Annotated in this window: 17 protein-coding genes, 21 tRNA genes, 3 rRNA genes and 1 riboswitch; of the genes, 8 read left to right on the forward strand and 33 right to left on the reverse strand. The window is 43.3% G+C overall.

Annotation, left to right across the window (positions count from 1 at the left end; genetic code table 11):
* Positions 1-25: 25 nt before the first annotated feature.
* The 4 genes from menB to NSQ36_RS14155 are packed head-to-tail and all read right to left on the reverse strand — an operon-like array spanning position 26 to position 4,821.
* Positions 26-844, reverse strand: coding sequence for a 1,4-dihydroxy-2-naphthoyl-CoA synthase (gene menB / locus NSQ36_RS14140; protein ID WP_003217719.1), 819 nt, complete (start codon positions 842-844; stop codon positions 26-28).
* A 14-nt stretch (positions 845-858) separates the two neighbouring features.
* Positions 859-1,683 carry a 2-succinyl-6-hydroxy-2,4-cyclohexadiene-1-carboxylate synthase gene (gene menH / locus NSQ36_RS14145; RefSeq protein WP_251190193.1) on the reverse strand — a complete coding sequence of 275 codons (825 nt, stop codon included), beginning with the start codon at positions 1,681-1,683 and terminating at the stop codon, positions 859-861.
* The gene (gene menD / locus NSQ36_RS14150; protein WP_251190192.1) at positions 1,668-3,410 is read right to left on the reverse strand and encodes a 2-succinyl-5-enolpyruvyl-6-hydroxy-3-cyclohexene-1-carboxylic-acid synthase; all 1,743 of its coding nucleotides are present in this window, start codon (positions 3,408-3,410) and stop codon (positions 1,668-1,670) included. Before menD ends, menH begins: the two co-directional genes overlap by 16 nt.
* A complete protein-coding gene (locus tag NSQ36_RS14155; RefSeq protein WP_137055399.1) occupies positions 3,403-4,821 on the reverse strand; it encodes an isochorismate synthase MenF in 1,419 nt (472 codons plus the stop codon). Before NSQ36_RS14155 ends, menD begins: the two co-directional genes overlap by 8 nt.
* Positions 4,822-5,203: 382 nt before the next feature.
* Between NSQ36_RS14155 and NSQ36_RS14160 the strand changes: the two genes are divergently transcribed.
* The 3 genes from NSQ36_RS14160 to NSQ36_RS14170 all read left to right on the forward strand — a co-directional run bounded on the left by NSQ36_RS14160 (position 5,204) and on the right by NSQ36_RS14170 (position 7,557).
* Positions 5,204-6,142 (forward strand): 1,4-dihydroxy-2-naphthoate polyprenyltransferase, encoded by a 939-nt coding sequence (locus NSQ36_RS14160; RefSeq protein ID WP_251190191.1) that lies wholly within the window; start codon positions 5,204-5,206, stop codon positions 6,140-6,142.
* A gap of 117 nt (positions 6,143-6,259) precedes the next feature.
* Positions 6,260-6,994 carry a TraR/DksA C4-type zinc finger protein gene (locus NSQ36_RS14165; RefSeq protein ID WP_251190190.1) on the forward strand — a complete coding sequence of 245 codons (735 nt, stop codon included), beginning with the start codon at positions 6,260-6,262 and terminating at the stop codon, positions 6,992-6,994.
* 86 nt (positions 6,995-7,080) lie between these two features.
* The gene (locus NSQ36_RS14170; RefSeq protein ID WP_034620862.1) at positions 7,081-7,557 is read left to right on the forward strand and encodes a tryptophan-rich sensory protein; all 477 of its coding nucleotides are present in this window, start codon (positions 7,081-7,083) and stop codon (positions 7,555-7,557) included.
* A gap of 79 nt (positions 7,558-7,636) precedes the next feature.
* On the opposite strand, the gene NSQ36_RS14175 is transcribed toward NSQ36_RS14170, so the two are convergent.
* The 25 genes from NSQ36_RS14175 to NSQ36_RS14295 all read right to left on the reverse strand — a co-directional run bounded on the left by NSQ36_RS14175 (position 7,637) and on the right by NSQ36_RS14295 (position 16,622).
* A tRNA-Glu gene (locus tag NSQ36_RS14175) sits at positions 7,637-7,708 on the reverse strand.
* Positions 7,709-7,715: 7 nt separating this feature from the next.
* A tRNA-Ser gene (locus tag NSQ36_RS14180) sits at positions 7,716-7,806 on the reverse strand.
* 3 nt (positions 7,807-7,809) lie between these two features.
* Positions 7,810-7,884, reverse strand: a tRNA-Asn gene (locus NSQ36_RS14185).
* A 6-nt stretch (positions 7,885-7,890) separates the two neighbouring features.
* A tRNA-Ile gene (locus NSQ36_RS14190) sits at positions 7,891-7,967 on the reverse strand.
* A 17-nt stretch (positions 7,968-7,984) separates the two neighbouring features.
* Positions 7,985-8,058 (reverse strand) — tRNA-Gly (locus tag NSQ36_RS14195).
* Between the two features lie 11 nt (positions 8,059-8,069).
* Positions 8,070-8,145: transfer RNA gene (locus NSQ36_RS14200), tRNA-His, on the reverse strand.
* A gap of 27 nt (positions 8,146-8,172) precedes the next feature.
* Positions 8,173-8,245 (reverse strand) — tRNA-Phe (locus tag NSQ36_RS14205).
* An 18-nt stretch (positions 8,246-8,263) separates the two neighbouring features.
* Positions 8,264-8,340, reverse strand: a tRNA-Asp gene (locus NSQ36_RS14210).
* Positions 8,341-8,388: 48 nt separating this feature from the next.
* A tRNA-Met gene (locus NSQ36_RS14215) sits at positions 8,389-8,465 on the reverse strand.
* Between the two features lie 23 nt (positions 8,466-8,488).
* Positions 8,489-8,581, reverse strand: a tRNA-Ser gene (locus NSQ36_RS14220).
* A gap of 7 nt (positions 8,582-8,588) precedes the next feature.
* Positions 8,589-8,665, reverse strand: a tRNA-Ile gene (locus NSQ36_RS14225).
* Between the two features lie 4 nt (positions 8,666-8,669).
* Positions 8,670-8,743: transfer RNA gene (locus NSQ36_RS14230), tRNA-Met, on the reverse strand.
* A gap of 24 nt (positions 8,744-8,767) precedes the next feature.
* A tRNA-Ala gene (locus NSQ36_RS14235) sits at positions 8,768-8,840 on the reverse strand.
* Between the two features lie 8 nt (positions 8,841-8,848).
* Positions 8,849-8,925 (reverse strand) — tRNA-Pro (locus NSQ36_RS14240).
* 7 nt (positions 8,926-8,932) lie between these two features.
* Positions 8,933-9,009 (reverse strand) — tRNA-Arg (locus NSQ36_RS14245).
* Between the two features lie 11 nt (positions 9,010-9,020).
* Positions 9,021-9,106: transfer RNA gene (locus tag NSQ36_RS14250), tRNA-Leu, on the reverse strand.
* A 12-nt stretch (positions 9,107-9,118) separates the two neighbouring features.
* A tRNA-Gly gene (locus tag NSQ36_RS14255) sits at positions 9,119-9,190 on the reverse strand.
* 30 nt (positions 9,191-9,220) lie between these two features.
* A tRNA-Leu gene (locus NSQ36_RS14260) sits at positions 9,221-9,303 on the reverse strand.
* 8 nt (positions 9,304-9,311) lie between these two features.
* Positions 9,312-9,387 (reverse strand) — tRNA-Lys (locus NSQ36_RS14265).
* 37 nt (positions 9,388-9,424) lie between these two features.
* Positions 9,425-9,500: transfer RNA gene (locus tag NSQ36_RS14270), tRNA-Thr, on the reverse strand.
* A gap of 33 nt (positions 9,501-9,533) precedes the next feature.
* Positions 9,534-9,609: transfer RNA gene (locus tag NSQ36_RS14275), tRNA-Val, on the reverse strand.
* A gap of 150 nt (positions 9,610-9,759) precedes the next feature.
* Positions 9,760-11,295: a hypothetical protein gene (locus NSQ36_RS14280; protein WP_251191617.1), complete on the reverse strand. Its 1,536-nt coding sequence runs from the start codon at positions 11,293-11,295 to the stop codon at positions 9,760-9,762.
* A gap of 488 nt (positions 11,296-11,783) precedes the next feature.
* Positions 11,784-11,899 (reverse strand): 5S ribosomal RNA (gene rrf, locus NSQ36_RS14285).
* Positions 11,900-11,960: 61 nt separating this feature from the next.
* A 23S ribosomal RNA gene (locus NSQ36_RS14290) occupies positions 11,961-14,891 on the reverse strand.
* 182 nt (positions 14,892-15,073) lie between these two features.
* Positions 15,074-16,622, reverse strand: a 16S ribosomal RNA gene (locus NSQ36_RS14295).
* Together the 16S, 23S and 5S rRNA genes form the textbook arrangement of a ribosomal RNA operon.
* A 437-nt stretch (positions 16,623-17,059) precedes the next feature.
* Positions 17,060-17,161, forward strand: a riboswitch (TPP riboswitch).
* A gap of 98 nt (positions 17,162-17,259) precedes the next feature.
* Here NSQ36_RS14295 and thiT point away from each other — a divergent pair.
* Positions 17,260-17,835, forward strand: a complete 576-nt coding sequence (gene thiT / locus NSQ36_RS14300; protein ID WP_034659700.1) for an energy-coupled thiamine transporter ThiT — start codon at positions 17,260-17,262, stop codon at positions 17,833-17,835.
* Between the two features lie 240 nt (positions 17,836-18,075).
* Here the strand turns inward: thiT and NSQ36_RS14305 are convergent, their stop codons facing one another.
* Entirely contained in the window at positions 18,076-18,630 is a 555-nt protein-coding gene (locus NSQ36_RS14305; protein WP_003212763.1) for a GNAT family N-acetyltransferase, read from the reverse strand.
* A 169-nt stretch (positions 18,631-18,799) separates the two neighbouring features.
* Between NSQ36_RS14305 and NSQ36_RS14310 the strand changes: the two genes are divergently transcribed.
* The 3 genes from NSQ36_RS14310 to ftsW are packed head-to-tail and all read left to right on the forward strand — an operon-like array spanning position 18,800 to position 21,743.
* On the forward strand, positions 18,800-19,435 hold the full coding sequence (locus NSQ36_RS14310; protein ID WP_251191348.1) for a DUF1232 domain-containing protein: 636 nt from the start codon (positions 18,800-18,802) through the stop codon (positions 19,433-19,435).
* Between the two features lie 14 nt (positions 19,436-19,449).
* Positions 19,450-20,604 (forward strand): rod shape-determining protein RodA, encoded by a 1,155-nt coding sequence (gene rodA, locus NSQ36_RS14315; RefSeq protein WP_251191349.1) that lies wholly within the window; start codon positions 19,450-19,452, stop codon positions 20,602-20,604.
* Positions 20,601-21,743, forward strand: coding sequence for a putative lipid II flippase FtsW (ftsW, locus tag NSQ36_RS14320; protein WP_251191350.1), 1,143 nt, complete (start codon positions 20,601-20,603; stop codon positions 21,741-21,743). The genes rodA and ftsW overlap by 4 nt, the downstream gene beginning before the upstream one ends.
* 30 nt (positions 21,744-21,773) lie before the next feature.
* Here ftsW and NSQ36_RS14325 read toward each other — a convergent pair whose 3' ends face one another.
* Positions 21,774-23,321 carry a flotillin family protein gene (locus tag NSQ36_RS14325; protein WP_003213366.1) on the reverse strand — a complete coding sequence of 516 codons (1,548 nt, stop codon included), beginning with the start codon at positions 23,319-23,321 and terminating at the stop codon, positions 21,774-21,776.
* An 11-nt stretch (positions 23,322-23,332) separates the two neighbouring features.
* Positions 23,333-23,863: a hypothetical protein gene (locus NSQ36_RS14330; RefSeq protein ID WP_034620073.1), complete on the reverse strand. Its 531-nt coding sequence runs from the start codon at positions 23,861-23,863 to the stop codon at positions 23,333-23,335.
* Between the two features lie 204 nt (positions 23,864-24,067).
* Here NSQ36_RS14330 and NSQ36_RS14335 point away from each other — a divergent pair, with 204 nt between their 5' ends.
* Entirely contained in the window at positions 24,068-24,547 is a 480-nt protein-coding gene (locus tag NSQ36_RS14335; protein ID WP_003213650.1) for a DinB family protein, read from the forward strand.
* A gap of 40 nt (positions 24,548-24,587) precedes the next feature.
* On the opposite strand, the gene NSQ36_RS14340 is transcribed toward NSQ36_RS14335, so the two are convergent.
* A complete protein-coding gene (locus NSQ36_RS14340) occupies positions 24,588-25,796 on the reverse strand; it encodes an iron-containing alcohol dehydrogenase (RefSeq protein ID WP_251191351.1) in 1,209 nt (402 codons plus the stop codon).
* Positions 25,797-25,800 lie beyond the last annotated feature (4 nt).

Genomic DNA, 25,800 nt, shown 5'->3' on the forward strand with positions numbered 1-25,800 from the left:
GCTGTTTTTCATCGCTATGATTGAATCAAGGGAAACGCGGGAACTGACCGAAGTCCGGCTTGCGTTTTTCCTTAAAGGAATCGCGTCCTTCTTTTGCTTCATCTGTTGTGTAATAAAGAAGTGTCGCATCTCCTGCAAATTGTTGAATTCCAGCTAATCCATCCGTATCTGCATTAAATGCAGCCTTCAAGAATCGTAAAGCAGTCGGGCTCTTTTCTAGCATCTCCTCGCACCACTTCACTGTTTCCTCTTCAAGCTGCTCTAATGGTACAACAGTATTAACAAGTCCCATATCAAGCGCTTCTTGTGCATTGTATTGACGGCATAAGTACCAGATTTCTCTCGCTTTCTTATGACCAACAATACGTGCAAGGTAGCCTGAGCCATAACCAGCATCAAAGCTGCCTACTTTTGGACCAGTTTGTCCAAAAATCGCATTATCTGCTGCAATTGTCAGGTCACATACAATATGAAGAACGTGTCCGCCGCCGATTGCATAACCAGCAACCATCGCAACAACAGGTTTTGGAATCACACGAATTAAACGCTGTAAGTCGAGTACATTTAGACGCGGAATTTGATCGTCTCCTACATAACCGCCATGACCGCGTACTTTTTGATCTCCACCAGAACAGAATGCTTTGCCGCCAGCACCTGCAAGTACGATCACACCAACATTCGAATTATCACGAGCACGTGAAAATGCATCAATCAATTCACTCACAGTCTTTGGTGTAAACGCGTTATGTACATGTGGACGATTAATCGTGATCTTTGCAATCCCATTGCATGTTTCATATAAAATTTCGTCATATTGACGCTCAGTTTGCCATTCAATAGCCATCAATAGTTCCTCCTCTAATCTTGCGTAATAAACTCACTTACTATTTTACCAAAAAAATGTGGTTGTTCCACATGAACTGTATGCCCAGCCTGCTCAACCAATATGAATTGACTGCCTTCAAGCTCCTGCTGCATACGTGTGGCGATCTTGCAGAACTTTTCATCAAGCGCTCCGCACATCAACAAAACAGGTAAATTCATATGCTTTAAAGCCTTCCAAACAGAGGGCTGCGAACCTGTTCCTATGCCTTCTAAGCTGCGAGCCAGTCCAAGTGGATTGGCTTTTAGCCTTTCCTCTCGTAGTTGAGCCTGCGTGTCAGCTGATAAAGTTTTCTGCGAAGCAAACAGTGGAATACTCTCCCAAAAATCCACAAACTTCACTAAACCTTCATGTCTCATTTTCTGAGCCAGCTGATGATCATGTTTGAGTCTTGCCATCCTCTCTTTAAACGTGCGAAGCCCTGGAGAGGTACTCTCTAGAATCAACTTGTTGACTCGCTCTGAATAACGAGAGGCAAATGATAAAGCAATACGTCCTCCCATAGAATATCCGAGAATATTCACTTTGTGAAGCTTTAATTGGTTTAAAATCTCTGCAAGATCTGCTAGCTGATGCGACATCGCATATCTTCTTATACTTTCTGGTGAGTCCGTGCGGCCATGTCCAAGCAGGCTGACTTGAATCAATCTTGTATTTCCCATATAAACATTCAAGAATGTCCAAGAAGCCGCGCTTCCAGTGAAGCCGTGTAAGCATAGCGTGGCATTCTCACCTGATGGATTCTGATCCACCACCTCGTACGCCACACCATCACGCATCCGTATTATGAAAGAAGACATTCTTTTTTCACTTCTTCCAATATGTCATCCATCATTTGACGATGCTTGCTTACACGAGAATGCCGATCTGTTTCAATTTCAATTAAATGAAGTCCAGGCTCTTCTATATGCGCCTTGTAGACATCATGTAATTCTTGTTTCGTTGACGGTTTCGAATAGGTTCCCCCATACAACTTCGAAGCATACTCAAAATTCAGTCCAGTCGGTGTACCAAAGAGTTTTTCATAATACGGTTCCTCAGACGCCTGTGGAAGGAAAGAAAAGATGCCTCCTCCATCATTGTTTAACAACACAACCGTCAGTGGAATGTCCATCAACTTCGCTGCAAGGAGACCATTCATATCATGGTAAAATGATAAATCTCCAATCACTAAGGTGACCGGCTGTTTCAAAGCTGCATACGTGCCAAGTGCTGTAGACACAACACCATCAATACCATTTGCTCCTCGATTCGCCATCAATCGAAAAGGCTTCGATTGCGCTTCAAAAAATGTATCCACATCACGAATCGGCATACTATTCCCGATAAAAAGGACACTCTCCTTCGGCAAAAGATGCTGAAGCTGACGGTACACATTCCCCTCAAATGACAGATCCTCATCAGAATAATGGGAAGCATGCGTTCTGAATGATGAATTTGCATCCTGCCAGCGCTTTAGAAAACTTGTATCCTCACGTTGGTCCGATCTATTAACTACTTCATCTACAAAAGCTGCCACATCACTTTCAAAGACATATGAAGCACTCAGCCCAGGATCTCGAAAACCTCCGGCAGCATCAACAACAATCTGATTCACTTCCGCATGTTTTTCCAGCCACTTGAATAAAGGCTTAGACACAGGCATCGGTCCAAAACGAATGACCATATCCGGCAATAGGTGCTGCTGCAATGCTTCATCTTTCAATAAAGAATCATACGCATCAATAATAAGCTCTGCATGCTCATGACCATTTCGTAAATGAGAAAGCGGGTCCGCTAAAATCGGCATATGCAAGGCTTTTGAAAGACGTAATACTGCCTCTATCTCTTCCTCCGTATGAAGCTCGCCACACACAATCAGTCCCTTTTTGGAACGGTTCATAACCGTCACAATTTCAGATATCGCATCATCATTTGGGAAAGCCTGTCCTGTAGCTAATACCTTTTTCAGGTCTGTTTCTTCTCGCTCGAAAGGATCAATAGACAAATCAGGAAGCAATGGTTCTCTCAGAGGGACATTGATTTGTACAGGTCCCTTCGGCTCTTGCATCGACATATGATTTGCTCTTGCCGCAGCCGTCTGAACATAGCGTAACATCGTCTGACTTTCTTCTGGCAATGCTAAGTCTGTGAACCATTTAACAAACTTACCGAATAAGAATTGCTGATCAATCGCTTGAGGTGCTCCAACTTCCCTCAATTCGTGCGGCCGATCAGCAGTTAAAACAATAAGTGGGACACGGGAATAATGTGCCTCTACAATGGCTGGGTAAAAGTTAGCTGCTGCTGTACCTGACGTACAAATAAGCAGCACTGGTGTTTGACTTGCTTTTGCAAGACCAAGCGCATAAAAAGCAGCAGACCGTTCATCCACTAATACATGGACATTGATGTCTTGGTGGGCTAGAGCCAGCATTGCAAGCGGGGTCGAACGAGAACCTGGACAGACAACTGCCTCTTGTACGCCACCTTGGACAAATTCATCCATCAATCTGCCAATATATGTTGTCATGATTTGATTATTCAATAGGACGACCTCCAAGGGCAGATAGCATTGGTCTTAATTTCACTTGCGTTTCCTCGTACTCCTGCTTTGCAAGGGAATCCTCTACAATGCCGCAGCCAGCGAACAAACGAACATGGTCTTCCTCAATAAGACCTGACCGAATGGCGACAGCAAATTCTCCATTATCCTGAGAGTCAATCCACCCTACCGGCGCTGCGTACCAGCCACGTTTCAACGGTTCGATTTCACGAATGACCTCAACCGCCTTTTCCTTCGGATATCCGCCTAATGCTGGCGTCGGATGGAGCTGTTCAATTAACGAAAAGAGGGAACAGCTGCTTTTAATTTCTCCTACAATCGGTGTAAACAAATGCTGAATGTTTTTTGTTTTATAAAGACTAGGTTGATTTGGTTTATGCACGCGAAGGCAATTAGCCTCAAATGCTTGCTCAATCATATTGACAACAATTTGATGTTCAATCAAATTCTTCTCATCATGCAGCAGCTCCTCGCCTAATGCTCGATCTTCCGTTTCATCTTTTCCACGAACAATCGAACCTGCTAAACAAGATGAAAAGACCTCTCCGCCGCTTTTTTTCACTAAGCGTTCCGGCGTAGCTCCGACAAATGCTTGTCTCCCCTGTTCAACCGCAAATACATAACTCGTTGTTTGATGCTTTAATAATTCTGATAACAGTGGAGCGAGTTCAATTTGATTTTTATAGTGAAGCAAGACTTCTCTTGCTAAAACAACCTTTTCATATTCGTTTGCACGAATGTGGTCTGTCGCTTCTTGGATCGCCTTCATCCATTCCTTCACATCTCGTTCTTCCATATGAACAAGTTCAGCTTGTCCACCATGTCTGAGCGGTAATGTTTCGTAATGAGAGGCTTTTTGTTCTAATTCTTGAATGAGCTGATGAACATTCCCGTCCACCTGCTTCCATTCATTGATCGTCAGAAACGTGCCTTCTTTCGAGACAGTGAGCATCATCGATGGCACAAAAAAATGAGCCTCGCCAAAAGCTTCCCAGTGACGCGCCTTCTCTTCATACGGATCAAATGAGAATCCTCCAAATAAAAGCGGACCAACAGCCGCTTGCCTTAACTCCTTCTCATCATGAAAATGGAACATGTGCTGCTTCAGCTGTTCCCATTCTTGATGGACTGTATCAAATCGTTCCTTGCCTTGCTCAGATGATTTAATAACGGCCGCTCTGCCAAGTCCAGAAAATATCATTTGGCTTTCTGGATCAGACCAAAAAAACCGCTCGCCTAAAAAATCCGCTTCGCCGCTTTGGAAAAAGGCAAGAGGATCCAGATCGTCAACTCTTCTGGAGTAGCTTATCAAAACAGCATGGTTGACGTTATTCGCTTCTTCTAATGTCGCAAGCGCTTCCTGCCGGAAAGTACTTTGCACTGTTGTCACCATGATACATTCCTCCAAAATCCATGAAATAACATAAAAAAATAAAACCATAATGAAAAAATACGTGAACATTCGAGTATGTCGAATGACCTGCTTTTCTATTATAAACCTTAACAGATGAACTTAGTAAAGAAAACAGCTTTTTAAACCTCGAATCCTTATTATATCACGCTTTCTAGATTTTTTCGCTGCTGCTTCTTGAAACGAGAGCATCTATAAGAAAAATGGAAAGTCTTGTTCTAAGATCAAGCTTTCTCTCGATATGGCAACGATTAGCAAACATCTTTTTCAGGTTTCATCGCATCAATATATTGACACCTTTTTGAACTTTGCTAAACTGGAATTTGGACGTGTACGTATTTTTTTATTTAAAGGAGTATATTTTATGCAGCATCAATCGATATCAGATCAGCTTTCACCGATTAAGCCTGATAAGAACTGGCGGATTTGGTGGAATTTACTACGACCGCATACATTAACAGCAGCATTTATTCCCGTTACTTTAGGAACTGTTCTCGCACTTCCAAGTGGTCAAATACATGTTGGGCTATTTTTAGCTATGCTGTTTGCATCTATGTTTATCCAAATCGCAACGAACATGTTTAATGAGTACTTTGATTATGTTCGCGGATTGGACAACGAGAAATCTGTCGGCATCGGCGGCGCCATTGTCAGAAATGGTGTGAAACCTAAAACCGTTCTCAGCCTTGCTTATGCACTATTTGCGCTTTCTTTACTACTAGGGGTGTACATTTGCATGATGTCTAGCTGGTGGATTGCACTGATAGGACTCATATGTATGGCAGCAGGCTATTTCTATACAGGTGGTCCTGTTCCTATTGCATATACACCGTTTGGAGAACTTGTATCAGGTGCTTTTATGGGACTAGGAATCATCCTGATCAGTTTCTATATTCAAACAGGCACACTGACGTCTAAAGCTGTTCTCGTCTCATTACCAATTTCTATTTTAGTTGGTGCCATCTTACTATCGAACAATATCCGCGATTTAGACGGCGATAAAGAAAATGGACGAAAAACACTTGCTATTCTTGCTGGGCGAAAGGCTGCTGTGAACATTTTACTTTCCATGTTTTTGATCTCTTATGTACTTATTTTTGTTTATATCTTCACAGATATTGTCGGCCTTTGGAGTCTTCTTGTCTTACTCAGTGTCCCAAAAGCATATACAGCTATCAAAGAATTTAAGCAAAAAGAAAAACCAATTGAATTAATGAATGCCATGAAATCTACAGCTCAAACCAATACATTTTTCGGTTTTCTGCTGACAATCGCTTTGATCTTACAATACTATATCGCGTAACAAAGAACGCCTGCAGCCGCAGGCGTTTTTTCATGAGGAATTGCTTCAATTTGGAACTAGTCTTACAGACAAAATTGCTCATACTAATATTATGTTTGATATGAAAGGATGATCGCTTTGTTGTCTAAAGACGAATTACATCATTTGAAGCAGCGACTTCTCGATGAAAAGCACGAACTCGAAGCCAAAAGCCATGACGATGAACAAAAAGTATCATTTCCTTATGATTCGGTCGGAGACCTGTCAGCCTATGATAATCACCCAGGTGATCAAGGGACAGAGCTGTTCGAACGCGGGAAGGATATTGCGTTAAACAGTTTGGAACATGAACATCTGTTAGACGTTAATGAAGCACTTCAAGCCATCACAGACGGCTCTTATGGCCTATGCAAGGTCTGTAAATCACCTATCCCAAAGGAACGCTTAGAGGCCTTACCTAGTGCCGTCACATGCACAGAGCATTCAAAAGAACAAACCGTTTCACAAAACCGTCCGATTGAAGAGGATTTATTAAGTCCGCCATCAGGGCAATTCGAAAATGAAGAAAGTGCAGCCTATGATGGAGAGGATGCATATCAAGACGTAGAACGCTACGGAAACTCTGATACACCGTCTGATATGGAATTTCCTCCATTGACATACGATGATGTGTATACACAATCAGAAGATGAAGATTATGTCGAAGACTATGAAGGATTCGCAGCTGCTGATATTGAAGGCAAGGCAAGTAAAGTATATCCAAATAAAGCACACGAAGCCTATGAAGAGGCATTGGACGAAGAAGGCGTCATGACCGTATTTGGTGACTTGAAGCCGTACGAAGAAGAATCTTATACAGAAGAAAATCATTAGTCCCCTCATAATGGGGGCTTAATGTTTATATCATGTAATGATTGGGAAATCATTTTAAGAGTGAATTTGATTGGAGGAGATTCTTAATGGCGAGAAAAAGTATCATTTGGGCAGTGGTTGTCTTCTTTATTACATACGCATTATTCTCTATTGCCGGATTCTTGTTTCCGATTGACAGAGAGTGGTATGATGCATTAAATAAACCGGAATGGACACCGAGTGGTGGAGTAATTGGCGCTGTGTGGGCTGTCTTATTTGCTCTCATCTCGTTGTCCGCAGCGATCATTTATGGAAAATATGGATTTCAAAAAATCACTTTACCCTTTTGGATTCTTTTTCTTTTAAATTACGTATTTAATCAAGCCTTTAGTTTTTTTCAATTTACACAAAAAGATCTATTTGCCGCTACGATCGACTGCCTGCTTGTAGCGCTGACAGCACTTGCTCTTGTTATCGTCTCGCGTAAACTAAGCAAAGTCGTTCCAATTTTACTAATTCCTTATGTCTTATGGGGCTTCTTTGCAACATACTTGTCTTATACGATCTATTCCATGAACATGTAAAAAAAGACCGCTATAATGGCGGTCTTTCTTTTTTGAAGAAAATAAAAAAGAGATCTTTGACAAGACCTCTTTCTAAACATGACCCGTACGGGATTCGAACCCGTGTTACCGCCGTGAAAGGGCGGTGTCTTAACCGCTTGACCAACGGGCCAGATAAATGGCGGAGAAGGAGGGATTTGAACCCTCGCGCCGCTCGCGCGACCTACACCCTTAGCAGGGGCGCCTCTTCAGCCACTTGAGTACTTCTCCATTTGGCTCCGCAGGTAGGACTCGAACCTACGACCGATCGGTTAACAGCCGATAGCTCTACCACTGAGCTACTGCGGAATATCATGGTGGGCCTGAGTGGACTCGAACCACCGACCTCACGCTTATCAGGCGTGCGCTCTAACCAGCTGAGCTACAGGCCCATGAATGGATATACAAATGGAGCGGGTGATGGGAATCGAACCCACGACATCAGCTTGGAAGGCTGAGGTTTTACCACTAAACTACACCCGCAAAAATATGTATGGGGCGATTGATGGGAATCGAACCCACGAGTGCCAGAGCCACAATCTGGTGCGTTAACCACTTCGCCACAACCGCCATACTATCAATATTTTTTTATAAAAGTGGCTCGGGACGGAATCGAACCGCCGACACACGGATTTTCAGTCCGTTGCTCTACCAACTGAGCTACCGAGCCAAGTATTCATTTTAAAAATGGCGGTCCGGACGGGACTCGAACCCGCGACCTCCTGCGTGACAGGCAGGCATTCTAACCAACTGAACTACCGGACCATTTTGGTTGTACTCAATGAGCACTCCCCATTGGTACATAAAATAATTTGGTTGCGGGGGCAGGATTTGAACCTGCGACCTTCGGGTTATGAGCCCGACGAGCTACCGAACTGCTCCACCCCGCGATGATATAAGTTTTTAAAAAATATGGCGGAGGAAGAGGGATTCGAACCCCCGCGGGCTTTGACACCCCTGTCGGTTTTCAAGACCGATCCCTTCAGCCGGACTTGGGTATTCCTCCGTATAGATGGTGGACCTTGTAGGACTCGAACCTACGACCGGACGGTTATGAGCCGTCTGCTCTAACCAACTGAGCTAAAGGTCCTTTATAGCGGCGGAGGGGATCGAACCCCCGACCTCACGGGTATGAACCGTACGCTCTAGCCAGCTGAGCTACACCGCCATGATCAAAATAATCTTTTAAAAGTGGAGCCTAGCGGGATCGAACCGCTGACCTCCTGCGTGCAAGGCAGGCGCTCTCCCAGCTGAGCTAAGGCCCCATAAAAGATGGTCGGGAAGACAGGATTCGAACCTGCGACCCCTTGGTCCCAAACCAAGTGCTCTACCAAGCTGAGCTACTTCCCGATCTTAATGGCGCGCCCGAGAGGAGTCGAACCCCTAACCTTTTGATCCGTAGTCAAACGCTCTATCCAATTGAGCTACGGGCGCTTATTTTATAATGCCGAGGGCCGGACTTGAACCGGCACGGTAGTCACCTACCGCAGGATTTTAAGTCCTGTGTGTCTGCCAATTCCACCACCCCGGCGTGGATGGTATAAGCGGAAGACGGGATTCGAACCCGCGACCCCCACCTTGGCAAGGTGGTGTTCTACCACTGAACTACTTCCGCATTACAGGATTTCTTTATTTTATTTGGCAATGCGGGTGAAGGGACTTGAACCCCCACGTCATAAAGACACTAGATCCTAAGTCTAGCGCGTCTGCCAATTCCGCCACACCCGCATGAAACATGGTGAGCCATGAAGGACTCGAACCTTCGACCCTCTGATTAAAAGTCAGATGCTCTACCAACTGAGCTAATGGCTCGCTTTAAAAGCGACTTGTCTATCTTACCATATGAAACTGGTGCCGGCAAGAGGACTTGAACCCCCAACCTACTGATTACAAGTCAGTTGCTCTACCAGTTGAGCTACACCGGCTTTATCTATCCTAACATTATGTAAGAATAAATATGGTGGAGGATGACGGGCTCGAACCGCCGACCCTCTGCTTGTAAGGCAGATGCTCTCCCAGCTGAGCTAATCCTCCACTATGTAGGAATCTCTCGATCCGACAAAGATTATTATAAAGGATTTTAAATCCATTGTAAATATATTTTTAAAAAAAAACAAGAATAACTTAGTCCACAACATAAAAAGTATCCGACTAAGTTTTTCTTGTTATAAACTAGATATTTCACTATATAATGTAATATCTTCTCAATTTTAATTTTAATTTTTTCAAACTTAGTTTAGGTGACATTCTAATTTCATCTTTTCGATGCTTATCGTCTGTTTTCTTTAAATCCGTTTGTTTGAAATTCCTTGGACTTGAATTCGGATATAGCCCAATGTCTACCATATAAGCATTATATCGTTTTCCAACATTTTTATCACTAACATTTAAATTTACGAGGTGGATCAACCTCAAATCCATTAGTTGTTTTATTAAATTATATTCTTCAGGATTAGTTTCTATTTCATCTTTTTCTACTAAGAAAGTATTTCGTTTCTTGTTTTCAATGATTTCATATTTAATATAATAGAGGGTATCTTCCAAACTCATAAATTCTTCTTCATTTTCAGATTTAATAGAATCGATTTTATTGCTAATCTGTTCAATTGCCATTTTAGTTACATCGGGCTTTTTTATTCTAGCAATATCATTAGAAATAATTTTATTCAATAATCCGGTTAACAAGCTTAAAAAATCCCTTGGTATCCCTCCGGAGGCATAACACAGTTGATCAAATCCTTCACCAGCAAACAAATTATTAATGAATTGAGCATCATGTTTTGAATTAATATGATTTAAAATATCTTTCATAAATAGTGCGGTTGATTTAAAATCTCCTAGAGTATAATCTAATTCAATAGCCATTACATCATGATTAATTTCCATACCTACATAAGTATCTTTATCTTCTTCATATAATTTAGTTCTAAATTTGATTGATGCAACTTTTAAAAATAATGCAGTGTCCTTTGTAAGTCTATGTAAATAATCTATAAATTTACTTTGTATTGCCCGTGGAATAAAATAAAAATCATCTAACACTAAAAATATATGATCTATTTCGTAGAAGTTTGAATAGCTATTTAATATTTCTTTATAATTTGAGATTTTATCTTTCAAATTTAAGAGCTTATCTTTCTCGTATGTTCTAGTTGATTCTTTTTTTTCACGATTTATACTTTCCCTTTCCCCCGCTAAATTAAGTTGACTAATACCTTTTAATTCTCCTTTAGCTTTTGTATTTGTTTGATGGTTGTTTTGGCTCATCTCGGTTAGTGTATACTTCTCTGGTTGCTCCAGTAACTCTTTTAATTCCTCGATTGTTTGTTCCACTTTTTTCTTTAATTCTTTTCTACGCTTTTTAAATAATTTATTTTTCTTTAATTTATACCATTTAGACTTTTTAGGTGGGAATTCAAATTTCTCAAATACATTTATTAAAATGTGAGTTAAAATATTAGGAAAGGCAATATCTTTAAAGTCTTCCATATTTAACTTAATTATGACACCATTATTCATTGAGCCATCTTTTAACTCATTTAATAAACTTGATTTACCAGCACCTCTTCTCCCAAAAATAACATGATTTTGCTTTGTTAAAAGTCTATTTTTTTGATTTCTAAGATCAACATAGCTCAAATCTGTTTTTGTGGAATTTCTTATATTTTCTTCTATAAAATTGACAACATTCTGTAATTTTAAAATTTCATCTTGATTCATCATACTAATCTCCATTTTTTATTAATTATAACTCTAAAAGGGATTTAAAGCAAAATTTATGAGGTGTATTCACATTCTAAACTCTTTAAGATTAATCACACTCCAATAAGCTTTGTAGATTTTGTCCATAAGCTCAGGCTGTCAAGAAAATTTCGACAGCCTGAGCTTAACATTAAATTTCCCATTATCACCTTTTTCTCATCTTTCACACTAGAAATTTTTCTCAGCCTGAAGCTGAATTTGTATTATTAGATCAACTGGTCGAAGAGAATCACCTACTTCGTAAATTGATCAGTACATTGAGTTTTCATTTATCGTTGATAAAGTAACACTTGTATTATAGTGAGAATAAAGGGTCGCCCTTCTCTTGTTCGTTCCATTTATTTTGTTCAAAATGATGTTTAACGGATACTTGTACTGTATCCTTAGAAAATTTTCTCAAGAAGCACAAAAAAGACCAGTTCCGTATGGAACTGATCCTTATACAAGCTTGGCGGCGTCCTACTCTCACAGGGGGAGACCCCCAACTACCATCGGCGCTGAAGAGCTTAACTTCCGTGTTCGGTATGGGAACGGGTGTGACCTCTTCGCTATCGCCACCAAACCTGATGGAGAGAATGTTCTCTCAAAACTAGATAACAATGTTCAAACTTCACATTAGAATATAGGTTAAGTCCTCGATCTATTAGTATCTGTCAGCTCCACGTGTCACCACGCTTCCACCTCAGACCTATCAACCTGATCATCTTTCAGGGATCTTACTTCCTTGCGGAATGGGAAATCTCATCTTGAGGGGGGCTTCATGCTTAGATGCTTTCAGCACTTATCCCGTCCGCACATAGCTACCCAGCGATGCCCTTGGCAGAACAACTGGTACACCAGCGGTGCGTCCATCCCGGTCCTCTCGTACTAAGGACAGCTCCTCTCAAATTTCCTGCGCCCGCGACGGATAGGGACCGAACTGTCTCACGACGTTCTGAACCCAGCTCGCGTACCGCTTTAATGGGCGAACAGCCCAACCCTTGGGACCGACTACAGCCCCAGGATGCGATGAGCCGACATCGAGGTGCCAAACCTCCCCGTCGATGTGGACTCTTGGGGGAGATAAGCCTGTTATCCCCGGGGTAGCTTTTATCCGTTGAGCGATGGCCCTTCCATGCGGAACCACCGGATCACTAAGCCCGACTTTCGTCCCTGCTCGACTTGTAGGTCTCGCAGTCAAGCTCCCTTGTGCCTTTACACTCTGCGAATGATTTCCAACCATTCTGAGGGAACCTTTGGGCGCCTCCGTTACATTTTAGGAGGCGACCGCCCCAGTCAAACTGCCCACCTGACACTGTCTCCCTGCCCGATAAGGGCAGCGGGTTAGAAGGTCAATACAGCCAGGGTAGTATCCCACCGATGCCTCCACCGAAGCTAGCGCTCCGGTTTCCAAGGCTCCTACCTATCCTGTACAAGCTGTACCAACATTCAATATCAGGCTGCAGTAAAGCTCCACGGGGTCTTTCCGTCCTGTCGCGGGTAACCTGCATCTTCACAGGTACTATAATTTCACCGAGTCTCTCGTTGAGACAGTGCCCAGATCGTTGCGCCTTTCGTGCGGGTCGGAACTTACCCGACAAGGAATTTCGCTACCTTAGGACCGTTATAGTTACGGCCGCCGTTTACTGGGGCTTCAATTCGCACCTTCGCTTACGCTAAGCGCTCCTCTTAACCTTCCAGCACCGGGCAGGCGTCAGCCCCTATACTTCGCCTTACGGCTTCGCAGAGACCTGTGTTTTTGCTAAACAGTCGCCTGGGCCTATTCACTGCGGCTTCTCGGGGCTTTAACACCCTAAGAAGCACCCCTTCTCCCGAAGTTACGGGGTCATTTTGCCGAGTTCCTTAACGAGAGTTCTCTCGATCACCTTAGGATTCTCTCCTCGCCTACCTGTGTCGGTTTGCGGTACGGGCACCTCTCACCTCGCTAGAGGCTTTTCTTGGCAGTGTGGAATCAGGAACTTCGCTACTAAATTTCGCTCGCCATCACAGCTCAGCCTTCACGGGAAACGGATTTGCCTATTTCCCAGCCTAACTGCTTGGACGCGGATATCCAATACCGCGCTTACCCTATCCTCCTGCGTCCCCCCATTGCTCAAATGGTGAGGAGGTGGTACAGGAATATCAACCTGTTGTCCATCGCCTACGCCTTTCGGCCTCGGCTTAGGTCCCGACTAACCCTGAGCGGACGAGCCTTCCTCAGGAAACCTTAGGCATTCGGTGGACGGGATTCTCACCCGTCTTTCGCTACTCATACCGGCATTCTCACTTCTAAGCGCTCCACCAGTCCTTCCGGTCTGACTTCACAGCACTTAGAACGCTCTCCTACCACTGTTCGTAAGAACAGTCCGCAGCTTCGGTGATACGTTTAGCCCCGGTACATTTTCGGCGCAGAGTCACTCGACCAGTGAGCTATTACGCACTCTTTAAATGGTGGCTGCTTCTAAGCCAACATCCTGGTTGTCTAAGCAACTCCACATCCTTTTCCACTTAACGTATACTTTGGGACCTTAGCTGGCGGTCTGGGCTGTTTCCCTTTCGACTACGGATCTTATCACTCGCAGTCTGACTCCCAAGGATAAGTCATCGGCATTCGGAGTTTGACTGAATTCGGTAACCCGGTAGGGGCCCCTAGTCCAATCAGTGCTCTACCTCCGAGACTCTTACCTTGAGGCTAGCCCTAAAGCTATTTCGGAGAGAACCAGCTATCTCCAGGTTCGATTGGCATTTCACCCCTACCCACACCTCATCCCCGCACTTTTCAACGTGCGTGGGTTCGGGCCTCCATTCAGTGTTACCTGAACTTCACCCTGGACATGGGTAGATCACCTGGTTTCGGGTCTACGACCACGTACTCATGCGCCCTATTCAGACTCGCTTTCGCTGCGGCTCCGCATCTTCTGCTTAACCTTGCACGGGATCGTAACTCGCCGGTTCATTCTACAAAAGGCACGCCATCACCCTTTAACGGGCTCTGACTACTTGTAGGCACACGGTTTCAGGATCTATTTCACTCCCCTTCCGGGGTGCTTTTCACCTTTCCCTCACGGTACTGGTTCACTATCGGTCACTAGGGAGTATTTAGCCTTGGGAGATGGTCCTCCCGGATTCCGACGGAATTTCACGTGTTCCGCCGTACTCAGGATCCACTCTGGAGAGAACAACATTTCAGTTACAGGGCTGTTACCTTCTTTGGCGGGCCTTTCCAGACCTCTTCGCTTATATCGTTCCTTTGTAACTCCGTATAGAGTGTCCTACAACCCCAAGAGGCAAGCCTCTTGGTTTGGGCTGTTCCCGTTTCGCTCGCCGCTACTCAGGGAATCGCATTTGCTTTCTCTTCCTCCGGGTACTTAGATGTTTCAGTTCCCCGGGTATGCCTTCTCATACTCTATGTATTCAAGTATGGATACTACTCCATTACGAGCAGTGGGTTTCCCCATTCGGAAATCTCCGGATCAAAGCTTGCTTACAGCTCCCCGAAGCATATCGGTGTTCGTCCCGTCCTTCATCGGCTCCTAGTGCCAAGGCATCCACCGTGCGCCCTTTCTAACTTAACCATTTCTTACTTTAGAAAGAATCACTATGTGTGATGAACTTTGCATTGCATTCAATGTGAATGTATTACTTATTGTTATCTAGTTTTCAAAGAACAATCCTGTCTCGCTAGAGACATGTTTTGAAGGAATGATCCTTCAAAACTAAACAAGACGAAAACGCACACTGCTCCATATATCCTTAGAAAGGAGGTGATCCAGCCGCACCTTCCGATACGGCTACCTTGTTACGACTTCACCCCAATCATCTGCCCCACCTTCGGCGGCTGGCTCCATAAAGGTTACCTCACCGACTTCGGGTGTTGCAAACTCTCGTGGTGTGACGGGCGGTGTGTACAAGGCCCGGGAACGTATTCACCGCGGCATGCTGATCCGCGATTACTAGCGATTCCAGCTTCACGCAGTCGAGTTGCAGACTGCGATCCGAACTGAGAACAGATTTATGGGATTGGCTAAACCTTGCGGTCTCGCAGCCCTTTGTTCTGTCCATTGTAGCACGTGTGTAGCCCAGGTCATAAGGGGCATGATGATTTGACGTCATCCCCACCTTCCTCCGGTTTGTCACCGGCAGTCACCTTAGAGTGCCCAACTAAATGCTGGCAACTAAGATCAAGGGTTGCGCTCGTTGCGGGACTTAACCCAACATCTCACGACACGAGCTGACGACAACCATGCACCACCTGTCACTCTGTCCCCGAAGGGAAAGCCCTATCTCTAGGGTTGTCAGAGGATGTCAAGACCTGGTAAGGTTCTTCGCGTTGCTTCGAATTAAACCACATGCTCCACCGCTTGTGCGGGCCCCCGTCAATTCCTTTGAGTTTCAGTCTTGCGACCGTACTCCCCAGGCGGAGTGCTTAATGCGTTAGCTGCAGCACTAAGGGGCGGAAACCCCCTAACACTTAGCACTCATCGTTTACGGCGTGGACTACCAGGGTATCTAATCCTGTTCGCTCCCCACGCTTTCGCTCCTCAGCGTCAGTTACAGACCAGAGAGTCGCCTTCGCCACTGGTGTTCCTCCACATCTCTACGCATTTCACCGCTACACGTGGAATTCCACTCTCCTCTTCTGCACTCAAGTTTCCCAGTTTCCAATGACCCTCCCCGGTTGAGCCGGGGGCTTTCACATCAGACTTAAGAAACCGCCTGCGAGCCCTTTACGCCCAATAATTCCGGACAACGCTTGCCACCTACGTATTACCGCGGCTGCTGGCACGTAGTTAGCCGTGGCTTTCTGGTTAGGTACCGTCAAGGTGCGAGCAGTTACTCTCGCACTTGTTCTTCCCTAACAACAGAGCTTTACGATCCGAAAACCTTCATCACTCACGCGGCGTTGCTCCGTCAGACTTTCGTCCATTGCGGAAGATTCCCTACTGCTGCCTCCCGTAGGAGTCTGGGCCGTGTCTCAGTCCCAGTGTGGCCGATCACCCTCTCAGGTCGGCTACGCATCGTCGCCTTGGTGAGCCATTACCCCACCAACTAGCTAATGCGCCGCGGGTCCATCTGTAAGTGACAGCCGAAACCGTCTTTCATCCTTGAACCATGCGGTTCAAGGAACTATCCGGTATTAGCTCCGGTTTCCCGGAGTTATCCCAGTCTTACAGGCAGGTTACCCACGTGTTACTCACCCGTCCGCCGCTAACATCCGGGAGCAAGCTCCCTTCTGTTCGCTCGACTTGCATGTATTAGGCACGCCGCCAGCGTTCGTCCTGAGCCAGGATCAAACTCTCCGAGGTATGCAGGATGCATATCACACATGCGTTGCTACACGATGTAGCGAACTTAGTATGTGATCATTTCCTGCCTCGTCAGCGTTTGACTGACTACCTATGATGTTTCATAGGATTTTTTTATAAAAACTCGAATTAACAGGTACGTTTTGTCTTGTTTAGTTTTCAAAGATCATCTTCGTCGTCTCTCAGAGGCGACTTTATTAATATAACATTCTATCAAGATAAAGTCAATAACTTTTTTCTTTATGTTATTTAATAACCGCGCTGTTTTAGCGGCGAATACAAATATAACACCTTTTGAGAGAGGAAACAAGTATTTTTTCTAAATAATTTATTTTTTCTTATCTCTTCCTATATAACCATACAAAAATTGATTGTCACAGGAATTCTCTATTGTTGATCCTGAAGGTCTTTAGTATATTTATAATAGAAGAAAACTAAATAACCGCAGGGGGAGCTTTGTGCTGAGAGTGAACACTCGTTGTTCTGACCCTTTGAACCTGTCAGTTAATACTGAAGTAGGAATGTGGATTCAATTGAATACATGTGGTGTATTCAACTCGATATGTTTTTCTATGAATAACATACTCATCCTTACACGGTCTCTCCTTGCTCAATTCATGAAAAGGGAGATTTTTTTATGCAGCAATCAAATCAATTGGTACGACTGATGGAAATCGCAATTATGACTTCACTTGCACTAGTATTAGATTACTTATCAGGTCTCTTTTTAAGAATGCCGAACGGCGGATCTCTTGCGCTGATTATGATACCCGTCATTCTTATGTCTATTAGATGGGGAATATCAACCGGGTTTATCATTGGTGTGCTTATTGCAGGCCTTCAACTGATGAATGGCCCTATTATCGCTACACCAGTTCAAGGATTTCTCGATTATTTCGTCGCATCTGTTGTCATTTCCCTAAGCGGCCTCTTTTCTGGATTGATTAAAAAAGCCATTCAGGACCAAAAGCGAAAGCAGCAATTCTTCTATATTACCCTATCCGTATTTGTTGCAAGTTTCTTCAGACTGTTGACGTTCTTTATCTCTGGTGTTGTTTTCTTTTCTCATTATGCACCAAAAGGAACTCCAGGTTGGGTTTACTCTTTAATTTATAACAGCACATATATGGTTCCTTCATTTATTATTTGCAGTATCGTTCTTTGCATACTCATACCAAGTGCATCTCGTTTGGTTTTTCCTCACAAAAAATAACTGGCTGATTTCAGCTGGTTATTTTTTTATGCATAAATTGCCGCTCTATGGAATCTATTAATAGTAGAAGATTTCATGTTGGAGGTACGCCAATGAACCCTTACTCCATTATGCTGTGCTGTTATATTCTCAGTCTTGCTTATTTTTTGGCAGGTTTCTATGAAGCTTTAAAGATAGCAGGAATAAAAGGAAAAGTAGAAGCATCTCCTCTTATCTCTTATATGCTTTTAGCTATGCTTTTCACTTTTTTCTCTCATTATTATTGGAAGCTGACGATTTAATTCGGTGTAGATGGTCATTTAATACAGGCAGCTCCCACCCATACCCTATTTCATCATGCTTCTCGCCAGCCAGCTCGAACTGGCTGGTAACGACAAAATGAGGTTGAAGCTTTTGATAAAAATGCTTTGCCGAATTTTGTTCAAATACCCACAGCATGATATTCTGATACCCTTTCTCTATTAAATAGCTCACTCCTTCTGTAATTAAAGCGATACCTGCTCCTGATTTCTGTTTCTCTTGCAATAAATAGATCGCATAAAGTTCTCCATCATATGTTGGATAGCGCTCATCACGTTGTTTTCCAAAAGAAGCAAAACCAAATACCCCCTCGTCATCTTCTGCGACAAACGTCCCTTCAAGTGACCTTCTTCTCCAGCTCTCTTCTCGATCTTCTATATTTAAACCATCCAAATAATCCTGATTAATAATGCCTTGATAAGTCGTCTGCCAGCTCTTCACATGTATTTCGGCAATTTTAGGAATATCTTTTTGTACAGCATGTCTCACCTTCATCCGCGCCACTCCTTCTCACTGTTTTCATCCTATCTTTATTATGATAAATTCCTATTTCCTAAAATTCAATCAATAAAGGATATTCGTTGACATTTTGTCAACACACCTTTATATTGGGTACGACTTCTTCTATAGAAGAGTTGATACATCATACAAAGGATGGCGTAAAATGGATTCTAACACAACTGAGCTTGGGTCTCTCTTAAAGGAAAGATTGCAACAACGTTCTTTATCTTTAAGAGAGCTCAGCACATACACAGAAATTGATAAAGCGACACTGTCTCGAATCATGAATGGAAAAAGAAAACCAACTTTGAATCATCTGCAGCGGCTTTCAGATTCTCTGAACCTATCATTAGATCAACTATTAGCTGCTGCAGGGTTTCCAATCAAAAACGAAAAGGTACATAGTGATACGTTCATACAAACGGTCGTAGAGATCGAAAAAACACTGAAAGATGAGAAGGTCTACGACGGTACATTTAGTCAGACCAAATTGAAACAAAAGCTAAACGAATATGAGACCTATAGCCAAACAAACGAGGGAAAAGAAACGATCTCAGCAAAGTTTGAGAAAAAGATGGAGGCGGTAAACGGCGCCGGGCCATTCCTTCAGCATTTGAAAGACATGTACAGCTTATTTATGACCGGACGAGGTACTTCTCGAGAATTAATGATGATGGGGAGCGCACTCCTTTATTTCATTATGCCTGTTGACTTAATACCAGATTTTATTTTTCCGATCGGCTATATTGATGATGCTGCGGCTGTGAAAATCGTCATAGACCAGCTGACAAATAGGTAACAGGACAAGAAGCTATGAAAAAACAGTACAACATTGACTTCGTACTTTTACTCACTGTGATTTGTTTATTTGTCATCAGCCTAATAGCTGTATATAGCGGATCAGGACAGTATGAATCGCAGGATATGTTTTATTTCGTCAAAAGACAAATTTTCTGGTATATCGTAGGTTTCGGTCTTATGGCTGCTGCTGCATACTTTGATTATGAACTTCTTGAGCGTTTATCTTTTCGGTTATTTACAGGTGGTATTTTTCTCATTATTCTTGTGCACTTTTTCGGAACGAGTCAAAACGGATCCCAAAGATGGATCAGCTTCGGTTCAATCAAAATTCAGCCATCAGAGTTCATGAAAATTTTTGTGATCCTGCTGCTAGCGGCTGTCTTGAACCAATACAAGCATCAGCGATTTTCGTTTAAAGAAAGCATCATTCCTACAAGTAAAGTCGTTTGCTGGACCGTTGTCCCTTTTTTCCTCATCTTAATTCAGCCTGATTTAGGGACAGCGCTCGTGATATTATCTATCGCCTTTACACTGATGCTCGTGTCAGGAATTTCCAGCAAGATGGTGACCGCATTAATGGCTTCTTTTCTTGCACTTCTTTCATTTTTGGTCTACTTACACAACGAACACTTTGAGCATTTCACAAAAATCATTAAGCCACATCAGCTTGATCGCATTTATGGCTGGCTCTCCCCCGATGAATTTGATTCAACATACGGGTATCAGCTGAAACAATCGATGCTCGGTATTGGATCAGGTCAATTATCAGGAAGCGGTTTTACAAAGGGGCATCAAGTACAAGGCGGTAATATCCCCGAAGCGCATACTGATTTTATATTTGCCGTCATTGGTGAAGAGTTTGGTTTTATCGGCGCCTCCCTTTTGATGTGTTTGTACTTAATGATGATTTACCGAATCATTCATGTGGCTATGCATGCTAATACGCTTTATGGTTTATACATATGTGCAGGAGTCGTTGGGCTGATCGTGTTTCAAGTTTTCCAAAACGTAGGGATGACAATCGGTTTAATGCCTGTGACAGGACTCGCGCTTCCTTTTATCAGCTATGGAGGCAGTGCGCTATTGACGAACATGATCGCCATTGGCCTCGTGTTTAGTGTCAATATCAGGGCATCATCCTATATGTTTGGAGACAACTGGAATTGAAGATGGTGGCATTTCTTCTATCTCATCTCAAAAGAGTCGACCTCGTTCTTGTTGGAACGATTGTGTTCCTCTGCTTATTTGGTTTACTGATGGTGTACAGTGCAAGTTATCCTTTAGGAGAAGTGAAGTATGAGAAGGGCAGCTATTTCTTTATCAAACAATGGCAATGGCTCCTGATTGGGGGATTCTTTTTTTTCATTGCTGCTCTTTTCCCTTATCAGATTTATCGTAAATGGATGAAATGGCTTGTCATGCTGTCATTGCTATGTCTCATCCTAGTCCTGATTCCTGGAATTGGTGTTGTCAAAAACAATTCACAGCGGTGGATTCAGCTGGGCTCTCTTATGCTCCAACCTTCTGAAGCTGTGAAACTAGTGATGGTGATCTATTTTGCCTATGTGTACGCGAATAAACAGGCGTACATTACATCTTTTAAAAAAGGCGTACTGCCGCCACTCATCCTTTTAAGTCTTGTTTTTTTATTAATCTTAAAACAGCCTGATTTAGGCACAGCTGTGTCTATTTTATTAAGCTGTGGCATCATTTTATTATGCGCTGGGTTGAAAACGCGCCATTTCATTTTGCTAGGATCGACTGCCGTAGCATGTATCACTTTTTTTGCAGTGACAGCTCCTTACCGTTTGAAGCGGCTGACTTCTTTTCGTGATCCCTTTCAGTATGAAGATGGGGATGGCTATCAGTTGATTCATTCGTATCTCGCAATGAATTCCGGCGGGCTGATAGGGAATGGCTTAGGCGGGAGTATTCAAAAGCTAGGCTTTCTTCCCGAACCCCATACGGATTTTATTATGGCCATTATCAGTGAAGAGCTGGGCATTATGGGGATTTTGATTGTGATAGGTGTATATCTATTCATCATGTATCGCGCAATGCGAATTGTGCAGGCTTTACATGACCCTTTTGGAAAACTGTTAACGATTGGGCTTACGTTTCAAATCATGCTCCAAGCAGTCTTTAATTTAGGCGCTGTCTTTGGTCTTCTTCCGATCACAGGCATTCCGCTTCCTTTCATTAGTTATGGTGGCTCCTCCCTAGTGTTCATGATGATATCTGCTGGTATTCTCGTAAATCTTTCTTCATATGTAAAAAGGAACCCATATCGGGCACATGCCAAATAGACACCTTCTGATGGAAGGTGTCTATTTATTTTATTCTTCTATTTGAGTATCAGCGATCTCTTTTTTTCTTGGCTGTTTGATTTCATTCGTTAGTTCCTGAATGCTTTGCTTCACATTGCCTTTGCCGGAAAAGTTCTCAATAATTTCTTTGACATCAATTCCAGAGGATGCTTTCAGACTTTCTTGCAGACTAGACATGAGGTTTGTAGCATAGCCAGTGACTTTATTGGCACCGCTGCCTTCTCCGTTACCTCCCGTATCCACAACCGTAATTTTATCAATGTTAGAAAGTGGTGCAGATACTTGCTTCGCATATTCAGGAAGCATTTTCACAATCATATCAAGGATTGCTGCCTGACCATACTGTTCGAACGCTTCAGCGATTTTCTCTTTCGCTTCGGCTTCCGCAAGTCCTTTCAGTCTAATGACTTCGGCTTCCGTTTCCCCTTTTGCACGATCAGCTTCCGCTTTAGCAAGCCCGTCAATTCGGACTTTCTCAGCTTCTGCTTTTGCCATTGCTTCAATGCTGTATTTCTTGGCATCTGCTTCTGCGAGGCGTTTCGCTTTTTCCGCCGCAGCTGACTGCTCAACCGCATAACGATCCGCATCTGCTTTCTTTTTCACTTCAGAATCGTATTGACGCTCACGACGCTGAATCTCTTTTTCTTCTAATTCAATTTGCTTCTGACGTTCAATGATTTTTACTTGCATTTCTTGTTCAGTTACGTGCTGACGATTACGAGCTGTTTCAAGATCGTACGCTTGGTCGGCACTTGCTTTTGCTGTATCTTGTTCACGTCTGAATTCTGCTCTTTTCAGTTCATTGATCTTTTCTGCTTCAGCGATTTCAGTGGCACGCTCAAGCTCAGATTTCTTCGCATCTTTATCTGCTTCTGCACGTTTGATACGTGTTTCTTTATCTGCTTCTGCTGTTGCGATATCTGCATCGCGTTTCACTTGGGCAATTCTAGGTTTACCTAGTGATTCTAAATAGCCATTTTTATCACGGACATCTTTGATGGTAAACGATACAATGACAAGACCCATTTTCGCTAGATCTTGAGAAGCGACACGCTGTACTTCTTGAGAAAATTTCTCTCTGTTTTTATAAATCTCTTCAACTGTCATTGACCCTAAAATGGAGCGAAGGTGTCCTTCTAGTACTTCTCTCGCTTCGTTTTCGCGGTCTTCTTTTGTTTTACCTAAAAACTGCTCTGCAGCAGTAGCAATTTCTTCAATCGACCCGCCGATTTTAATGATGGCTGTTCCGTCCGCCATGACTGGTACACCTTGTTCAGTATAGACTTCAGGTGTTGAAACATCTAGCTTGCTAGATAGTAAGCTGAGCGGCTCTGCTTGTTGAAAAACAGGGAGTACAAAGGTACCTCCGCCTCTTACAATCTTAATCTTGTTTCCACCTTCATCCACGTGGACATTTTTACTTCCGAGGTAACTTCCTGTGACGATTAACGCTTCATCTGGACCTGCAGTCCGGTATTTCGAAACAAATACACCAATAAGTGCAATCAGAATCACAAGCACAATTCCAATGATTATCAAAATGGTTGTTCCTGGCATAGCATTCCCTCCTAGATTTCTTCATTTGGTATAACTGATAAGACGCCTTTGTTCACTTCGACGACCAGTACCCGAGTTCCATATGGAATCTCCTCTTCGTCGAAGCTGACGGCAGGCTTTGAGATTTTCCCGCTATTACTAATTAACAGCACTTCTCCAAACCCGTCTTTTGGAACAGATACAATGATCTCTCCAGTTCTTCCTTTTAAGTCGGCCTCCGTATATGAGAGAGATTCTTCAGCAGAGGAAAGCGGGACTAAGACAAATACATTCAAACAGGTCACAAGAACCACTGCGAGGATGGCAGATAAGACTGCGCCAAGTCCACTTCCTACAATTGCTGTTTTTTCTGAGATAAACCCTCCAGCCGAGAAAAAGGTAAGAAATGCGAGGATTAATGTTGGTTGAAGGAATGGAACAGGAATCGCTTCAAACAATCCATCAAATACATCGCCGAAAAAGACGAAAACAAGTGTCAGGATTCCTGATATCATCAATATGTATAAATACAGCGTCTGAAGTGGCAGCCCGAACACATCCATCTTCCTCACCCTTTCTTCATGAAATGAACAGCCTTTGTTTCATTTAGACCATGCTCACCTCCAATGTATTCCTTCTAACAGGTAATACGAACCACTTTTGTAAAGGTTTCAAATTTCCTCACAATTCTTCACAGGAATTCACCGATAGCTCAAGAATGATTGTCATGTACCAGTATGTTAAAATTTGATCTTGAGGTGATGAAAATGAGTTTATTACATGATGCAAGACAAGAATTGTGGCAAGAGCTACAAGGTTTGAACGAAGAGCAATTGAATCAAAAATTATCTGATGATACTTGGAGTATTCAAGAGGTGGCAGATCATTTAAAGAAGATGGACCTCGTGGCAGCAAAACATCTAGCTGCTGAGGGAAAAAAAGCACCGATCAAAGAATATGAGCCAAAGCCGGTGGAAATGGCAGAGGATCGTTCTAGAAAAGCGACTGCGCCTAGTATTGTTGAGCCTGAGCGCAAGCATGTGACACCTACACATTTAAAAGATGAGCTCGATACAGCCCGTGAGCAGCTCAATCAAATTCTATCAACGTTTACTGAGGATGATTTCAAACGCGTCATTGCACACCCTGTGTTTGAAGAGTTATCGCTTAAGCAATATCTTGATTTTATCGGCGCACACGAAAAACGCCATATCCATCAAATCAAAGAAATTAAAGAACAGCTATAAGACATAAAAAAGACTCCCTTTTGGGAGCCTTTTTTCATTGTTACACTGTTTTAGGTGTTAGATCAAAACAGCGAGCATAAATCCAGTTGTACGCTTTTTCGTTTAGATCTCTTGGGTTTCCAATTGTTTGCGGATCTTTCATTGCTTCTTTAGATAAACGGTCAATCATATCTTTTGATACACCTTGTTCTTCTAATGAAGGAACTTCTAGGTCTTCCACTAAATCATACATCCAGTTCACTGCTGCTTTTGCGGCTTCCTCTGTTGACATTCGGCTAATATCAATTCCAAATGCTTGCGCAATACGAGCAAATTTTTCGGGATACCCTTTCCAGTTATACTCCATCACCGGTCCCATCATTGCTGCGACACACTGACCATGCGCTACAGGAATAATGCCTCCGAGTGTTTGACTCATCGCATGTGCAGCTCCAGCTGATTCGCTTCCATAAGAAAGCCCGGCAAGCATTGCAGCTTGTGCCATTCCATACCTGGCTTCTAAGTCCTCACCATCGGCAAAGGCACGGCGAATATAATGAGCTGCATATTCAATGGCCATGAGCGCGACCGCATCTGTAATAGGCTGAGCAAATTTCATTGTATAGCATTCAATGGCGTGTGCAAGTGCATCAATTCCAGTCATTGCCGTCACATGAGGCGGCATGGATACATGTAGCTTTGGATCAATGACTGTGAGGTGAGCTGCAATGAGCGGGCCACCTGTGTTGAATTTGAATTCTCTTTCTTCATCTGTAATCACTGCCCACTGCGTGACTTCTGAACCTGTACCAGCTGTTGTCGGAATAGTGGTTAAAGGCGGGATTCTGTTTTCAAGCGGTTTTTTCCCCTCTGCCGCTTCGTAATCAAGGACTGAGCCTTCATGCGTCGCTTCTACACCGATCGCCTTCGCTGTATCCATTGAGCTTCCGCCGCCTACTGCAACTAATCCATTACAGCCTTCTTTTTCATATAACGCAGAGCCTTCATTCACTAAACGGACTGGCGGGTTTGGCTCTACTTTATCAAATAGCACCACATCGATTTGCGATTCTTTTAATGAAGCAATCACTGGGTCTACCACGCCCGCCAGGTAAATACCTGGGTCTGTTACAAGTAATACTTTTGAGACACCGTATGCTTTTACTTCTTCCCCAACATGTTTCACTGCACCGATGCCATGTTTGATGACAGTCGGAATTTCAAATGTATGGAATTTCTGCATGCTTTCAATTTTCATATTTAATGTCATATAG

This window comes from Bacillus sp. FSL W8-1143 (genome assembly GCF_037965155.1).
Taxonomy (GTDB): domain Bacteria; phylum Bacillota; class Bacilli; order Bacillales; family Bacillaceae; genus Bacillus; species Bacillus pumilus.

What these genes read in the sequence shown, in the direction of transcription:
- NSQ36_RS14280 (WP_251191617.1), bottom strand. Translation starts at nt 11,295, where the DNA reads ATGAATCAAGATGAAATTTTAAAATTACAGAATGTTGTCAATTTTATA.
- NSQ36_RS14305 (WP_003212763.1), bottom strand. Translation starts at nt 18,630, where the DNA reads ATGAAGGTGAGACATGCTGTACAAAAAGATATTCCTAAAATTGCCGAA.
- NSQ36_RS14330 (WP_034620073.1), bottom strand. Translation starts at nt 23,863, where the DNA reads ATGGATGTGTTCGGGCTGCCACTTCAGACGCTGTATTTATACATATTG.
- NSQ36_RS14160 (WP_251190191.1), top strand. Translation starts at nt 5,204, where the DNA reads ATGCAGCATCAATCGATATCAGATCAGCTTTCACCGATTAAGCCTGAT.
- rodA (WP_251191349.1), top strand. Translation starts at nt 19,450, where the DNA reads ATGAAAAAACAGTACAACATTGACTTCGTACTTTTACTCACTGTGATT.
- thiT (WP_034659700.1), top strand. Translation starts at nt 17,260, where the DNA reads ATGCAGCAATCAAATCAATTGGTACGACTGATGGAAATCGCAATTATG.
- menH (WP_251190193.1), bottom strand. Translation starts at nt 1,683, where the DNA reads ATGTCTTCTTTCATAATACGGATGCGTGATGGTGTGGCGTACGAGGTG.
- NSQ36_RS14325 (WP_003213366.1), bottom strand. Translation starts at nt 23,321, where the DNA reads ATGCCAGGAACAACCATTTTGATAATCATTGGAATTGTGCTTGTGATT.
- NSQ36_RS14310 (WP_251191348.1), top strand. Translation starts at nt 18,800, where the DNA reads ATGGATTCTAACACAACTGAGCTTGGGTCTCTCTTAAAGGAAAGATTG.
- NSQ36_RS14335 (WP_003213650.1), top strand. Translation starts at nt 24,068, where the DNA reads ATGAGTTTATTACATGATGCAAGACAAGAATTGTGGCAAGAGCTACAA.
- NSQ36_RS14340 (WP_251191351.1), bottom strand. Translation starts at nt 25,796, where the DNA reads ATGACATTAAATATGAAAATTGAAAGCATGCAGAAATTCCATACATTT.
- NSQ36_RS14170 (WP_034620862.1), top strand. Translation starts at nt 7,081, where the DNA reads ATGGCGAGAAAAAGTATCATTTGGGCAGTGGTTGTCTTCTTTATTACA.
- menB (WP_003217719.1), bottom strand. Translation starts at nt 844, where the DNA reads ATGGCTATTGAATGGCAAACTGAGCGTCAATATGACGAAATTTTATAT.
- NSQ36_RS14155 (WP_137055399.1), bottom strand. Translation starts at nt 4,821, where the DNA reads ATGGTGACAACAGTGCAAAGTACTTTCCGGCAGGAAGCGCTTGCGACA.